10 protein-coding genes are annotated in these 13986 nt (G+C 67.1%); 4 read left to right on the forward strand and 6 right to left on the reverse strand.

What is annotated here, in order from left to right; all coding sequences use genetic code 11:
* Positions 1 to 51: 51 nt before the first annotated feature.
* From AB3X08_RS13210 to AB3X08_RS13230, 5 genes are all read right to left on the reverse strand, one after another.
* Positions 52 to 3027, reverse strand: a complete 2976-nt coding sequence (locus tag AB3X08_RS13210) for a TonB-dependent receptor (RefSeq protein WP_369933088.1) — start codon at positions 3025 to 3027, stop codon at positions 52 to 54.
* Positions 3028 to 3351: 324 nt separating this feature from the next.
* A complete protein-coding gene (locus AB3X08_RS13215; protein ID WP_369933089.1) occupies positions 3352 to 6318 on the reverse strand; it encodes a TonB-dependent receptor in 2967 nt (988 codons plus the stop codon).
* A 118-nt stretch (positions 6319 to 6436) separates the two neighbouring features.
* Positions 6437 to 7456, reverse strand: a complete 1020-nt coding sequence (locus tag AB3X08_RS13220; protein WP_369933090.1) for a LacI family DNA-binding transcriptional regulator — start codon at positions 7454 to 7456, stop codon at positions 6437 to 6439.
* 247 nt (positions 7457 to 7703) lie between these two features.
* Positions 7704 to 7979 carry a BolA family protein gene (locus tag AB3X08_RS13225; RefSeq protein WP_369938529.1) on the reverse strand — a complete coding sequence of 92 codons (276 nt, stop codon included), beginning with the start codon at positions 7977 to 7979 and terminating at the stop codon, positions 7704 to 7706.
* 20 nt (positions 7980 to 7999) lie between these two features.
* A complete protein-coding gene (locus AB3X08_RS13230; protein ID WP_369933091.1) occupies positions 8000 to 8299 on the reverse strand; it encodes a YciI family protein in 300 nt (99 codons plus the stop codon).
* Positions 8300 to 8668: 369 nt separating this feature from the next.
* On the opposite strand from AB3X08_RS13230, the gene AB3X08_RS13235 reads away from it, so the two are divergent.
* From AB3X08_RS13235 to AB3X08_RS13245, 3 genes are read left to right on the forward strand one after another with little or no spacing between them, the layout of a single operon-like run.
* Entirely contained in the window at positions 8669 to 9607 is a 939-nt protein-coding gene (locus AB3X08_RS13235) for a segregation and condensation protein A (RefSeq protein WP_369933092.1), read from the forward strand.
* A gap of 22 nt (positions 9608 to 9629) precedes the next feature.
* A complete protein-coding gene (scpB, locus tag AB3X08_RS13240; RefSeq protein WP_369933093.1) occupies positions 9630 to 10667 on the forward strand; it encodes an SMC-Scp complex subunit ScpB in 1038 nt (345 codons plus the stop codon).
* On the forward strand, positions 10660 to 12216 hold the full coding sequence (locus tag AB3X08_RS13245) for a pseudouridine synthase (RefSeq protein WP_369933094.1): 1557 nt from the start codon (positions 10660 to 10662) through the stop codon (positions 12214 to 12216). Before scpB ends, AB3X08_RS13245 begins: the two co-directional genes overlap by 8 nt.
* Before the next feature lie 168 nt (positions 12217 to 12384).
* On the opposite strand, the gene AB3X08_RS13250 is transcribed toward AB3X08_RS13245, so the two are convergent.
* The gene (locus AB3X08_RS13250; protein ID WP_369933096.1) at positions 12385 to 13011 is read right to left on the reverse strand and encodes a hypothetical protein; all 627 of its coding nucleotides are present in this window, start codon (positions 13009 to 13011) and stop codon (positions 12385 to 12387) included.
* A gap of 257 nt (positions 13012 to 13268) precedes the next feature.
* On the opposite strand from AB3X08_RS13250, the gene AB3X08_RS13255 reads away from it, so the two are divergent.
* Positions 13269 to 13961 carry a hypothetical protein gene (locus tag AB3X08_RS13255; RefSeq protein WP_369933097.1) on the forward strand — a complete coding sequence of 231 codons (693 nt, stop codon included), beginning with the start codon at positions 13269 to 13271 and terminating at the stop codon, positions 13959 to 13961.
* Positions 13962 to 13986 lie beyond the last annotated feature (25 nt).

Raw genomic sequence — 13986 nt, forward strand, 5'->3', positions numbered from 1 at the left:
CCGCCTCGCCGCGACCACCCTAAACGTTCCGGGGTGGCCGCGGCAAAGCCTTCACCAATCCAGGCCCAGCGACAGCTTGGCGGTACGGGTCGCGTACTGGTCGTAGCCGGTATAGGTCCCGCTGTCCCAATCCACGCTGTAGGAGTCGTAGTTCTTCCAGTTGAAGACGTTCAGCACATCCAGGCGCATCTTCAATTTGACGTTGGAACCGGTGTCCCACACCTTCTGCGCCGCCAGGTCCAGCTGCTTGATGCCCAGCGTGGTGTCCGGATGGAACTGGCGGATGCGGCACTGCCCGTCCGAGGGGCAATAGGTGGTGTAGTAGTACTCGGGGGTGGACAGCGTCAGCTTGCCGGAGAACGTGGTGTCCCACGGACCGTCGGCGACGCCGCTGATCACCAGCCGGTGCCGCGCGACGCCGCCGGAGGTGAACCAGCCGTAGCCCGACAGCGTCGGGTAGTCCAGCGCATAGTGCTCGCCGAACTGCCGGTTCTCCTTGGCGTTGCTATAGGTGTAGGCGACGTTCACGCTCCACGGCGACTCGGAGGTGTACGGCTTCTCCAGGCTCAGCAGCAGCGAGTTGTTGCGCGTCTCCAGGCCGTTCATGCCCAGGATCAGCGAACCGTAGCCGGGCACGCCGTAGTCCCACGGCGAACCGGAGATGGTGCCCGGCTCGAAGAAGCTGCCATCCGGACGGCGGTTGCCGAGCAGGAACACCAGGCCGTCCTTGGACACGATGCGCTGCAGGGTCACCGAGCTGTTCCAGTCGTAGCCCAGCATGTGGAAGGTGTCGCGGATGCCGAGGCTGAACTGGTCCGAATACGGCACCTTCAGGTTGTTGGCCAGCAGATCGACCTCGCGGCCGGCCGCCGAGTTGTTCGCCACCAGCCCGTCGAGCGTGGACTGCTGCAGCAGCGAGTCGTCCCATTCCAGGCAATTGTTGACGCCCACCGTGCAGGGATGCGCCGCCGTGTTGACCGAATAGCCGTAGCTGCCGTACGTGGCCTTGGTCTGCTCCAGCGCCAGGTAGTCGAACAGATTGCGGTCGTAGGAGCGGCCGGCGCCGCCGAACAGCACGTGCTTCTGGTCGCCGCTCAGGTCATAGGAGAAGCCCAGGCGCGGCTGCCAGGCATCCTTGAACGCATGCCGGTTGCTGCCGTCGCTGATGTAGTTGGAGATGTCGATGCCGCCCAACGCCAGCGTCTGCGCATAGGTCTGGCCGGCCGCCGCGTTCGGGTCCTGGCTGTAGATGGCCGCCACCACGTCCGGATCGGTCACGTAGTTCAGGTAACTCGGTGATTTCTCGTAGTCCCAACGCAGGCCCAGGTTCAGGGTCAGCCGGTCGTTGACCTCCCAGTCGTCCTGGAAATAGATGCCGAACTGCTTGTTCTTGGAGGTCAGCGCGCCCTGGCTGGTGCCGGTGATGCCGGAGGCGAAGCTGATGTAGTACGGCACCGTGGTGCTGTCGTTGATGTCGTAGTAGTACTGCGGGTTGTACGGCTGCTGCTCCAGCGTGGTCAGCTCGACCTGCTTGTACTTCACGCCCATCTTGAGGGTGTGGCCTTCCCAGCCGGAGAAGGTCAGGTCGTCCTGGAACGAGTGCCCCTTCTGGCCCTTGTGCTGGTAGCCACCCGAACCTGCGCCGGTGGCCAGGATCACGTTGCCGGTGTTACCCGAACCGTCGGTCAGCACGTAGCCGTCGCCGAAGTTCTTCGGCTCCAGCGACCAGAACGCCTTCTCGTAGGTCAGGTGCGCATCGTTGAGCCAGTCGCCCATGGTCAGCTGCCAGCGCAGGTCCACCCGGGTTTCGTCCACCTGGTTGTCGGTGGCGTAGGACTCGGTATTCTGCGCACCGATGTTGCCCAGGCCGGTTTCCTCGCGCCGCTTGGCGGTCAGTTCCAGCAGATTGTTGTCGTCGATCGACCAGTCGATCTTGCCGAAGTACAGGTCTTCGTGGAACGGCACGCTGCTGTTGCGCACCGCCGACTGCAGCGAGGCCGGCAACTCGGAGACGCTGTAGCCCTGGCCCGGATACACGTCCTGCGGCGCGGAATAGTCCTTGCCCTCGTAGGTCACGAAGAAATGCGCCACGTCCTTGACGATCGGACCGCCGAACGAGAAGCCGTACTGCTCGTCCTTGGAGCGATCCTTGCTGCCTTGCGCCTTCTCGCTCTCGCGCGCGGCGCGCCAGTCCGAATTGCTGTAATCCCAGAAGAAGCTGCCGTGGAAATCGTTGCCGCCGGACCTGGTCACCGCCGACACCGCCGCGCTGCTCAGCTGGTCGTACTCGGCCTTGTAGTTGGAAGTGATGACCTTGTATTCGCCGATCGCCAGCTGCGGGAACGGATTGCCGCGGCTGGAGTCCTGCCCGGTGATGCCGCCGGCCAACACGTAGTTCTTCTGGCCGACGCCGTCGATGAACACATTGATGTTGTTCGCGCTCTGCGCGCCGGACTGCAGCTTGGTCGAGCCGTCGCTGGGGCTGGTCTCGAACACCATGCCGGGCACGGTGTCGGCGAAGGCCAGGAAGTTGCGCGAACTCTGCGGCAAGGCCTCGATCTGGCGCGTGGTGACGTAGGTGGCCACTTCCGAGGTCTTGGTTTCCACCGCCAGCGGCGCGGTGACCTGCACCGTGTCCAGGGTCGTGGCATTGCCGCCAGCACTGGTGCCGGTGGCGCCGACGCCGAGATTCAGCGTCGCGGCCTGACCGACCTGCACGGTGATGGTCTGGCTGCTGGTGTTGCCGCCCGACTCCACGTCGACGCGGTAGGTGCCGGGCGGCAGGCCCGCCACCGAGTAACTGCCCGAGGCGCCGGTCTGCACGCTGCGGCTGAAGCCGGTCGCCACGTTGGTGGCGGTCACTTTCGCGCTGCCGGCAGGCGCCGCATCGGCCGTTACCTGGCCGCGGATGGTGGCCGCGGTGCTCTGCGCGAACACCGGTGCGGCGGCGAACAGCAAGCAGCCGGCCAGTGCGCAGGCAAGGGCGCTGCGTTGCGGCCGGTACGTCGATTGGATGGAATGTTTCATGACACCCTCCCAGGGTTCTTCATGTCTGGTTGTAGGAAAGCGAAGCGAATCGGCGAAATGGGAGAAAGAACATCCAAATGACACATTGCGGGCCGCGACATGGGCAGCGACGACGTTGCACGGCCCATGCTTCCTACTTGGTACTGCACTTACGCATTACGCACAGCGATGTCCCGATCGGGCCGACCAGCGCCCAGTGACGCTGCGGCGCCGGCGCGCGCGTCCGCGGACGCGCGCCTCAGCCTCCCCGCGGATCATCGCCGCCTCCACAGCGAAGATCGACCGTCGCGGCCCCGGGCGGATCCGGGGCCGCGACGGCAGGGCTTACCAGTTCAGGCCGAACGACAGCTTGAACGTGCGCATCGGCGACGCCAACACGCCGTTGGCGGTGCCGTACGACGTGTTGAGATCGTCGTAGGTCCCGGTGTCGGTGTTGTAGTCGGCGTAGTTGGTCCAGTTGAACAGGTTGATGATGTCGGCGCGCACGTTGAACTTGATGCCTGCGCCGGTATCCCATTCCTTGTTCGCCGCCAGGCTGAATTCCTTGTAGCCCAGCGTGGAATCCGGCTTGTACTGGATGATATAGCACTGGTCGTTGCCGGCCAGGCAGTTGGTGCCGTAGTGCGGCGTCTGGCTGGCCAGCGACAGCTTGCCCGACAGGGTGATGGCGTACGGCAAATCGTAGATGCCGGTGACCACCAGGCGGTTCTTCGGGATGCCGCCGGCCTCGCGCCAGCCGTAGCCGGCCATCGACGCCTGATCCAGCGCGTAGTGCTCGCCGAACTGGCGGTTTTCCTTGGCGTCGGAGAAGGTATAGGCCACGGTCAAGCCCCAGCCCGATTCCTTGTCGTACGGCTTGTCCAGCTTCAGCGCCAGCTGGTTGTTGCGCGTTTCCAGGCCATTGGTGCCCAGCACGATCGCGCTGTAGCCGTTCGGCGAATCGGTCGGCACGCCGGAGGTGGTGCCCGGCAGGAAGAACGAACCGTCGGCACGGCGGTTGCCGCGCAGGAACACGAAACCGTCCTTGCTCACGATCCGGCTGAGGGTCACGTCGGTGTACCAGTCGTTGCCCCACAGGTGCACCATGTTGCGCATGCCCAGGCTGAACTGGTCGGAGTACGGCACCTTGATGTTGTTGTCGATCAGGTAGATCTCGCGACCGCCGCCGCCGGTATTGGCCGAAGCAAGCCCGGCCAGGCCGGCCTGGGTCGCGTAGCTCTCGTTCCACGGCACGCAGGGATCGCCCAGGCAGGCGTTGTTGGCGCTGCTGAAGTAGTAGCTATACGACTTGAAGCTGTTGTTGAGCTGCTCCAGCGCCAGGTAGTCGAAGATGTTGCGGTCGTAAGCACGGCCGGCGCCGCCGTAGATCACGTGCGCCTGGTCGCCGAACAGGTCGTAGGAGAAGCCCAGCCGCGGCTGCCAGGCGTCCTTGAACGCCTTGCGGTTGTGGCCGTTGCTGATGTAGTTGGAGATGTCGTAGTTGGCGTTGTCCAGGTTGCTCCAGTTCTGCAGCGCGCTGGCGACATCGGCCGGGGTGACGAAGTCGAGGAACGAGGGGGTCTTCTCGTAGTCGTAGCGCACGCCGAGGTTGAGCGTCAGGTGCTCGTTGACCTCCCAGTCGTCCTGCAGATAGATGCCGTATTGCTTGTTCTTGGACACCACCGAACCGCCGCTGGTATCGCCCCAGCGCACCCGGTACGGCGTGTCGGTATCGGTCAGGATGTTGTAGTAGTACTGCGGATTGGCCGGATTGATCTGGGTCGAATCCAGTTCGATGTCCTTGTACTTGAAGCCCATCTTGACCGTGTGGCTGCCGTGCCAGTCCATGCTGTTCAACGTCAGGTCGTCCTGCAGGGTCCAGCCCTCCTGCCCCTTGTTCTGGTAGCTGCTGCCGGCACCGGCGGTGAGGATGGTGGTCTCGTTGCCGGCCTGCGGCACGTACGACAGCACGTAGCCGCTGCCGTTGGTCAGCGGATCCTGGGTCCAGTACGCGCTTTCGTAGCTCAGGTTCAGATCGTTGAGGAACGCCGCGCCGGTGTACTGCCAGCGCAGGTTGGCACGCTTCTCTTCCTGGCCGTTGGTGCTGCCGTGCTGGTAAGTGGTGGTCTCGCCGATGTCGGACAGCTCGTCTTCCTTGCGGTACTTGCCGCTCAGCTCGAACAGGCTGTTGTCGCCGATGGTCCAGTCGATCTTGCCGAAGTACAGGTCTTCCTTGAACGGGGTGCTGTAGGTGGTGACCAGCGGCTGCAGTTGGCTCGGCAGCTGATCGACGCGATCGGCATAGATGCCGCCCGGGATCACCGTATTGGGCGTGGTGTATTCCTTGGCCTCGTAGGCGACGAAGAAGTGCGCGCGATCCTTCAGGATCGGGCCGCTGAACGTCGCCCCGTACTGGGTCTCGGAAAAATCGTCGCGCTTGCCGGCTTCGCGTTCCAGCGGACTCTCGGCGCGCCAGTCGTCGTTGGTGGTATCCCAGAAGAAGCTGCCGTGGAAATCGTTGGTACCGGACTTGGTCGAGGCGACGATCGCCGCGCTGCTGACCTGATCGAACTCGGCCTTGTAGTTGGAGGTGATGACCTTGTATTCGCCGATCGCCGACTGCGGGAACGGATTGCCGCGGCTGGAGTCCTGGCCGCTGACGCCGCCGGTCAGCACGTAGTTCTTCTGGCTGATGCCGTCGATGTAGACGTTGGTGCCGTTGGCCGAGGTCGCGCCGGAGCGCACCGTGGTGTTGCCCTTGGCGTCGCGCTGGAACTGCACGCTCGGCACGCTGTCGGCCAGCTCGAGGAAGTTGCGCGTGGCCTGCGGCAGCTTCTCGATCTGCACGTTGGAGATGTAGGTGGCGTTCTCGGAGGTGCGGGTCTCCACCAGCACCGGCGGCGCGGTGACCTGCACCGCGTCGAGCGTGGTGGCGCCTTCGCCGCTGGCGCTGGCGGCCGCTGCCGCGCCGCCCAGGTTCAGCGTCGCGGTCTGGCCGACCTGCACGGTGACGTTCTGCGAGGTGGTCTGGCCGTTGGCGGTCAGATCGATGCGGTACGAGCCGGGCGGCAGGCCGCCGACCGCATAGCTGCCGTTGTTGACCTGCACGGTACGCGACAGACCGGTCGCCAGGTTGGTCGCCGTGACCTGTGCTTGCGCCGATGCCGCGGAATCCAGCGCGACCTGCCCACGGATCGTGGCGGCGGTGCTCTGCGCAAACGACGGCGCAGCGCTCAGCAACAGGCAGCTGGCCAGCGCACAGGTGAGGAGTTTGCGCGCAGGACGAGCCGTGGTCTGAGTACGATGATGCATGAAACCTCCAGGGTGGTTCTTGGTTGTGGTGTAGCGATTGCTTGAAGCAAACAAAAAAGTGCAGCAAGTGGAGCGTTACAACGACATGGCGACACAGGCGACGACGACGTGGCGTCCCCTATTCCTTCCTGACCTTGAGACTGGAATCGCGCACGACGAGCAGCGGCGTCAGCGTCTGCCGCAGCCCCTCGTCGTTGCCCGGGTGATCGATCAACTGCAGCAGGCGCCGCATCGCCTGCTCGCCGAGGCCGGCGATACTCACCTGCATGGTGGTGAGAGACGGGTGAACGAAGCGCGCTAGCGGGATGTCGTCGAAGCCGGCCAGCGCGATGTCGTCGGGCACGCGCACGCCGGCCTGGGCGAAGGCGTACAGGCAACCCAACGCCGTCATGTCGTTGGCGGCGAACACCGCGTCGGGCAGCGTGCCTGCCTGCAGCATCGCCTGCCCTGCGCGGTGGCCGGAGGCTTCGTCGAACTGACCGGGAAACTCCTGGCCCTGCGCCTGGCCGGGATGCGCGGCGATCGCGTCGCGGAACCCGCGCAGGCGCTCGCGCGCATCGAAGTTCAGCTCCGGACCGCCGACGAAGGCGATGCGGCGATGGCCCATCGCCAGCAGGTGCTCGGTCATCGCCATCGCACCGGCATGGTCGTCGATGCTCAGCACCGGATACTCGGCGCCCGGCAGATAGGTGTTGATCAGCACCGTCGGCAACGCCTGCGGCAGGTTGTCGGTGAGGAAGCCGGGGCGCTCGGCGTACGGCGACAGCACCAGCAGGCCGTCCACGCGCCCGCGCATCGCGCGCAGCGCGCGGCCCTGCTCTTCCGGATCGCCGTGGTAGCTGGACACCAGCAGATGCTGGCGGCGCGCGCGCGCCGCGCCGTCGATGCCGCGAATCAGCTCGGAGAAGAACTCGCCGTACAGGTCCGGCAGCACCACGCCCAGGGTCTGGGTGCGGCGGCTGCTGAGGCTGCGAGCGGCCGCATGCGGGCTGTAGCGCAGCCGCTCGGCCACCTCCAGCACCAGCGTGCGCACCGGCTCGGCGACGTTCTCGTGCCCGTTGAGCGCACGCGACACCGTGGCCACCGATACCCGGGCCTCGCGTGCGACATCTTTGATGGTGACCGCGCTCTTCGCCATCGTGCCGCCCTCCGCGGCCGAGACATTGAGAAACTGGCGCGGACTGTAATCGTTTTCAGGACGAGGCAGAAAGCCTTTTGTTATTTTTTCAATAAAATCTTTTGAATTCAATCACTTGATCGATCGCAAAATCGCCGGAATCATGACGCGCCGCAGCATAATTACGGACTGCATTCCGCTTTTCTCGGCTGCCGTGGCCTTGGCGCGGCGCATTCCGCGCTCCTCCACACGCCACCTGCGCGACCGCTCAGGCGCCGTCGCGCGGCGCCTCGGCGCGGATCGACAGCGCGTGGATGTCGGTCTGCATCATCGTGCCGAGCGCGGCGTAGACCGCGCGGTGCCGGGCCAGCGGCGCCATGCCGGCAAAGGCGGTGCTGACGATGCGGACATTGAAATGACCGCGCCCGTCGCGCGCGCCGGCGTGGCCGGCATGACGGTGGCTGTCGTCCTCGACCTCCAGCGACTGCGGCGCGAACGCGGCCTGCAACGCGCCACGGATGCGCTCGACCCGGCTCGCGGCCATCTCGCCTACGGCAGGACCGCTCACGGCAAGGTCTTCCGGAACGGTCGCACCTCGACCCGCGCATAGACGCCCGCCGCCACGTACGGGTCGGCGTCGGCCCAGGTCCGGGCCTGCGCCAGCGAGTCGAACGCGGCCACCACCAGGCTGCCGCTGAAGCCGGCCGGACCCGGGTCCTCGGCGTCGATCGCCGGGCATGGGCCGGCCAGCAGCAGGCGTCCGGCCTCCTGCAAGGCCTCCAGCCTGGCCAGGTGCGCCGGCCGCGCCGCCGCCCGCCGCGGCAGCGCATCGGCGCCGTCGTATCCCTCGATCACGTACCACATACCGCCACCGCCCTTCGTTTCGCAGATGAACCCCGCACAATTCTAGCGCCACGGCGCTGGACACCGACCCGGCTGGCGCATTACCCTTGGTTCCATTGCACGCGGCCGGATGCAGCGGCCCGTCGGTGATTGGCTCCCCCAGCCCCTTCCGACGACCGATTCGCTGCCTGACACCGCCCGCGCAGACGTCCTCCTCGAGCTGTTCCGTCGCCGCGACGCGTGCGGCGTACGCCTTGTGTCCTGTTGAAGTGTGGATCGCGTTGCGGGGATGACGCGACGTGAACTGCAGTACTGCTGGCAAGGCCCGCGCCGGATCGCCCCCGCCCGGCCCTTCGCTACCGCAACACCGATGTACCTGACGTCCAACTGATGACCTCCGAACTCGCGCTCGACGCGAACCCGCCAATCCAGCAGACCGCGCCACAGCAGCAGGAGATGCCGCTGGCGGTGGTGCATGGGCAGCCGGTCCTGCAGATCCCGCAGGACCTGTACATTCCGCCGGATGCGCTGGAAGTCATCCTGGATGCGTTCGAAGGCCCGCTGGATCTGTTGCTGTACCTGATCCGCCGGCAGAACCTGGACATCCTGGACATCCCCGTCGCCGAGATCACCCGGCAGTACGTGGACTACATCAACGTGATGCAGGAGCTGCGCTTCGAACTGGCGGCCGAATACCTGGTGATGGCCGCGATCCTGGCCGAGATCAAGTCGCGGATGCTGTTGCCGCGGCCGCCGGCGCAGGAAGGCGAGGAAGCCGATCCGCGCGCCGAGCTGGTCCGCCGCCTGCAGGAGTACGAACGCTTCAAGCAGGCCGCCGAGGACATCGACGCGCTGCCGCGGCAGGACCGCGACACCACGACGGTGCAGGCGCACGTGCCCGACCGCGCCGCGGTGAAGCTGCCGCCGCCGGTGGAGCTGAAGGAAATGCTGCTGGCGCTGTACGACGTGCTCAAGCGCGCCGAACTGTTCAGCGGCCACGCCATCAAGCGCGAGGCGCTGAGCGTGCGGCAGCGGATGGGCGACGTGCTGAGCCGCCTGGACGACGGCCGCTTCTACCGCTTCGAATCGCTGTTCAGCGCCGAGGAAGGCAAGCTGGGCGTGCTGGTCACCTTCCTGGCCTTGCTGGAACTGGCCAAGGAACAGCTGCTGGACATCGTCCAGGAGCCGATGGATCAGGTCGTTCGCAACGGCGAACGGCTGCCGCTGGCGCCGATCTACGTCAAGTCGCTGGCGCTGGGCAACACCAACGAACCGCTGCAGTTCAACAGCGAGTTCGACGATACCGACGCCGCCAACGACCCTACCTGAGTTTTCGAAGACCCCTTTCCGCATGGATCAAGCGCTGATCAACCGCATCGTCGAGGCCGCCCTGCTCGCCGCCAACCAACCGCTGCCGCTGGCCCAGCTGCACGGCCTGTTCCCCGAGGAGGAGCCGGCCCCGCCGGGCAGCATCGAGCGGGCGCTGGAGCAGTTGCGCGAGGCCTGCGCCGGGCGCGGCGTGGAACTGGTGGAAGTGGCGTCGGGCTTCCGCTATCAGGTCAACAGCGAGGTGCACCCGTGGGTGGCGCGGCTGTGGACCGAGCGCAAGACCCGCTACACCCGCGCCACGCTGGAAACCCTGGCGCTGATCGCCTACCGCCAGCCGATCACCCGCGGCGAGATCGAGCAGGTGCGCGGCGTGGCGGTCAGCAGCAACATCATCCAGGCCTTGGAAGAGCGCGAGTGGATCCGCGTGGTCGGCCACCGCGACGTGCCCGGCAAGCCGGCGCTGTTCGGCACCACCAAGGGCTTCCTCGACTATTTCGGGCTCAAGCGCCTGGACGAACTGCCGCCGCTGTCGGAACTGAAGGACATCGGCGAACTGGAACCGCAACTGCAGCTGGACCGCGACGCCCTGCCGGTCGGCGACATGGCGCAGGCCGGCGCGGCCGACGCGGACCCGGCCAGCTCGGCAGCGGCTGCCGACTCGGCCGACGCGCCGCCCGCCGATGCGGGCGACGAAGACCACGGCACCGCGTCCGATACGGAGATTGCACCCGATCAGGAGACTGCACCCGATCCGGACGCGTTGCCGGCCGAAGCCGACGACGCAGCCGATCTCCACGCTGCGGACGCCAGCGCCGCCGCGCACAGCGATACCGATACCGATACCGAACGCGCTACCGATGCAGACGCCGCCCCGGCGACCGCCTCGGCTGCAGACACCGCCCCGACGGGCGAACCCGAAGCCGCGCCGGGCGAGCGCGCGGCGGATGCGAACGAAGCCGAAGACAACGCCGTCGCGACGACGACCGTGGCTGTTGACGATGCCGATTCCGAACCAGAGGCCGACGCATCCCGCGCCGGCCGGAGCCAAGTAAATGAGTGACACCTCCCGCAAGCTGTCGTTGAACAAGCTCTCGCTCAAGCGCGATGCCGCCGGCGAGCAGCCGAAACTGGAAGAACGCCTGCACAAGGTCCTGGCGCAGGCCGGCCTGGGGTCGCGCCGCGCGCTGGAGCAGCGCATCGCCGACGGCCTGGTCAAGGTCAACGGCGAGGTCGCGCAGACCGGCATGTCGGTCAAGAGCGGCGACAGGATCGAGCTGGACGGCCGCAGCTTCGTCGCCAGCGCGCTGACCGAGCCGTCGCGCGTGCTGATCTACAACAAGCCCGAAGGCGAAGTGACCACGCGCGAAGATCCCGAAGGCCGCCCGACCATCTTCGAGGCGCTGCCGGCACTGAAGGGCGCGCGCTGGATCGCCATCGGCCGCCTGGACATCAACACCACCGGCCTGCTGCTGCTGACCACCGATGGCGAGCTGGCCAACGCGATGATGCATCCGTCCTACGAGATCGAGCGCGAATACGTGGTGCGCGTGCGCGCCCCGGAAGGCGAGGACAAGGTGCCCGACAGCATGGTCGAGCGCCTCTCGCGCGGCGTGCTGCTGGAAGACGGCGGCGCCAAGTTCGACGAGATCGAACGCATCGGCGGCACCGATTCGCACGACTGGTTCCGCGTGGTGGTCAAGGAAGGCCGCAACCGCGAAGTGCGCCGGCTGTGGGAATCGCAGGGTTGCCAGGTCAGCCGCCTCAAGCGCACCCGCTACGGCAAGGTGGGCCTGCCGCGCGAGCTGCTGCGCGGGCAGTCGCTGGAACTGGCGCAGGACAAGGTCGAGGCGCTGCGCGCCGAACTGAAGCTGGAAGAAGGCACCCCGTCGGCGCTGACCCTGCAGCCGGTGATCGGCCAGCGCAAGGCGGCCAAGGCCACCGTGCAGGTCGGCCGCGGCGGCAATGCCTACGTCAACGGCCACAACGTCGCCGACGAAGGCCGCGAGCTGCGCCGCTTCGACAATTTCCGCGAGGACCGCGGCCGTGGTCGCGGCGGCAAGAAGCCGCACGGCGGGCTGACCGTCAGCGGCGAGATGGCCGCGCAGCAGGCGCAGAAGCCGTTCAAGCAGCGCACCCCGAAGGGTCCCAAGCCGCTGCCGGACGGCAATCCCGCCGCGTTTCGCACCTGGTACGTGCCCGACGGCGTCAGCACCGGTCCGACCGGGCATCGCAATGCCGGTCCCGGTGGTCGCGGCGGTCAGGGACAAGGCCAAGGCCGTCCCTACGGCAAGCCGCGCCCCGCCGGCGCCGGTGCCGGCCAGACCGCAGGCCAGGGCCGCGGCGGCCAGGGACAGGGCCAGCGCAAGGCGCACCCGTACGGGCATCCGGGCAATGCGCCCAGCTTCCCGTCCGACCATGCCACCCCCGGCTTCAACCCGTACGGCGCGGCACCGCGTTCTGCCCGCCCGGCCGGCCCGCGCGCCGACGGGCAGAAGCGCGGCCCGGGCGGTCCCGGCGGGCGTCCGGGCGGCAACCGCCCCGGCGGCGGGCGTCCGGGCGGCGGCGGTCGCCCCGGCGGCGGCGGCAACCGCGGTCCGCGCGGCGGCTGAGCGCCACGCGGCCGGCACCCGTTGCCGACCGCAGCAGCATGAGCGAGGGCGCCTGCGTATGCGGCGCCCTTTTTGCTGGACGCAATTTGTCGGGAGCGGGCGCTGCACGCTGCCGCCAGCCGGCAGGCACGCGCAAGTGCGGCGATCTGCCGTGGATAGATGGCGGTCCTAGGGCGAGCCCGCCCGGCATTCCTGGCTGTAGGCCACGGCGTAGGATTTCTCCATGCACCGCGCCAGTCCTTCGACCACGTCGGCATTGGGCGGCCAGTGCATCTTGAGCAGTTGCCCGTTCTGCATCGGCATCTCGATGAAGCCATCGTGCAACGGCGGCAGGTCCGGCGATGGCGGTACCGCGTCCAGCGCTTTCTTCGCCGCGGCCAGACGCTTCGCGTCGTGGGCGAGGAAGGCCATCGTCGCATCGACGTACGGATTCCATCCAGCGGGATCCTGCGCCGCGGGCTTCTTGGACGCCTGCATCAGCGCCATCGCGGCGGGATAGTCGCCGGCGAACGCGCGCAGCTGGCCCTCATGCCAATAGAGAATGCCAGGGTCGTCGGGATGCGCCTTCCGGTAGTCGCGGATCAGATCGGCCGCGACGGTTTCGCAGCCGGGACGCGCCGCGACCGCGCGCCAACCGCCGCCGCCATCGCTCACGTCCTGATCGAAGTGTTGCTGGTCCAAGGCCAGCAGGCTGGCCCGGTCGATCTCGCAGGCGCGAACGTCCTGCCCGCCCGCAGACGCGTCGCGCGCCGACAGCAGCGCCACGCACACCATCGCCAGCCCGATCCTGCCCATCGATCGCCTCTCCTGCACGCAGCATGCGCACACGCCGGATTATCGATGCCGATCTTGCCATGGCGAGCGACGGCCTGCGCAACCAGCGTTCGGCAGCGCTTCGTCGGCGCGGGCGGGACATCGCGCGAAGGTCGGCTGCAGCACCCGCACATCGCCGCACTCCCGAGGCAGCGATGCGCAAAGGCGGCGAAGCCGATATCCTGCGCATCCTGAGCTGCCCACTTCCGCGGCGGCGCCTCTACCGATCGGGAGATCCCATGTCACGGAAGATACTGCTGCCCCTGTTGATCGCCGCCGTGCTGAGCCTGGGCGCGTGCAAGAAAGTGCAGGAAGAAGTCGCCGCCGCGCAGAACCCCTACCCCAAGAGTTCGCCGCTGCACGAGCCGTTCGACCGCATGCTGCGCAAGCTGGTCAACGATCCGCGCTATGTCGCGCTGCTCGGCAAGGGCGACAAGACGCAGGCGCAGCGCGCCGGCTTCGAACTGGCGCAGAAGGGCATCGCCCGGCTCGATCACGCGACGCTGGAACAGCGCCTGGAAATCCTGGCAGCGGCCAGCGACAAATTGGACGCGGCCAAGTGCGCGGTGCTGGCCCGCGGCGGCGACCCGAAAGACGCGCAGGCGATGAGCGCGGCCATGCTGCAGGGGCTGGAAGCGCTGCCGCCGGCGCAGATCGACCAATGGTTCGACATTTCGCTCAAGGCCACCGACGCGCAACTGAGCAACAAACCGCCGCAAACCGTGGCGCCGGCCGACGTGCAGGCGGCGATGAACACGCTGATCACCTCCTTGCCGTCCGACCAGCAGCAGCGCCTGATGAAGGTGCTGCCGCAGATGGCGCAGGCCAGCGACGACGACGCCTGCTGGGCCGCACGCACGCTCTACAAGCAGACCCTGGCCACCAAGGAACCGGTGCGCGGCCAGCTGGCCTGGGTGTTCGCTCAGCAGTAAGCCAAGAAAAACGCCGACGAAGCGG

The sequence above is a fragment of the Xanthomonas sp. DAR 34887 genome, from assembly GCF_041245805.1.
Classification (GTDB): domain Bacteria; phylum Pseudomonadota; class Gammaproteobacteria; order Xanthomonadales; family Xanthomonadaceae; genus Xanthomonas_A; species Xanthomonas_A tesorieronis.

Bases quoted from the DNA above. Each gene is read 5' to 3' on its own strand.
- AB3X08_RS13245 (WP_369933094.1), top strand. From the start codon at position 10,660: ATGAGTGACACCTCCCGCAAGCTGTCGTTGAACAAGCTCTCGCTCAAG.
- scpB (WP_369933093.1), top strand. From the start codon at position 9,630: ATGGATCAAGCGCTGATCAACCGCATCGTCGAGGCCGCCCTGCTCGCC.
- AB3X08_RS13225 (WP_369938529.1), bottom strand. From the start codon at position 7,979: ATGGCCGCGAGCCGGGTCGAGCGCATCCGTGGCGCGTTGCAGGCCGCG.
- AB3X08_RS13230 (WP_369933091.1), bottom strand. From the start codon at position 8,299: ATGTGGTACGTGATCGAGGGATACGACGGCGCCGATGCGCTGCCGCGG.
- AB3X08_RS13255 (WP_369933097.1), top strand. From the start codon at position 13,269: ATGTCACGGAAGATACTGCTGCCCCTGTTGATCGCCGCCGTGCTGAGC.
- AB3X08_RS13235 (WP_369933092.1), top strand. From the start codon at position 8,669: ATGACCTCCGAACTCGCGCTCGACGCGAACCCGCCAATCCAGCAGACC.
- AB3X08_RS13220 (WP_369933090.1), bottom strand. From the start codon at position 7,456: ATGGCGAAGAGCGCGGTCACCATCAAAGATGTCGCACGCGAGGCCCGG.
- AB3X08_RS13215 (WP_369933089.1), bottom strand. From the start codon at position 6,318: ATGCATCATCGTACTCAGACCACGGCTCGTCCTGCGCGCAAACTCCTC.
- AB3X08_RS13250 (WP_369933096.1), bottom strand. From the start codon at position 13,011: ATGGGCAGGATCGGGCTGGCGATGGTGTGCGTGGCGCTGCTGTCGGCG.
- AB3X08_RS13210 (WP_369933088.1), bottom strand. From the start codon at position 3,027: ATGAAACATTCCATCCAATCGACGTACCGGCCGCAACGCAGCGCCCTT.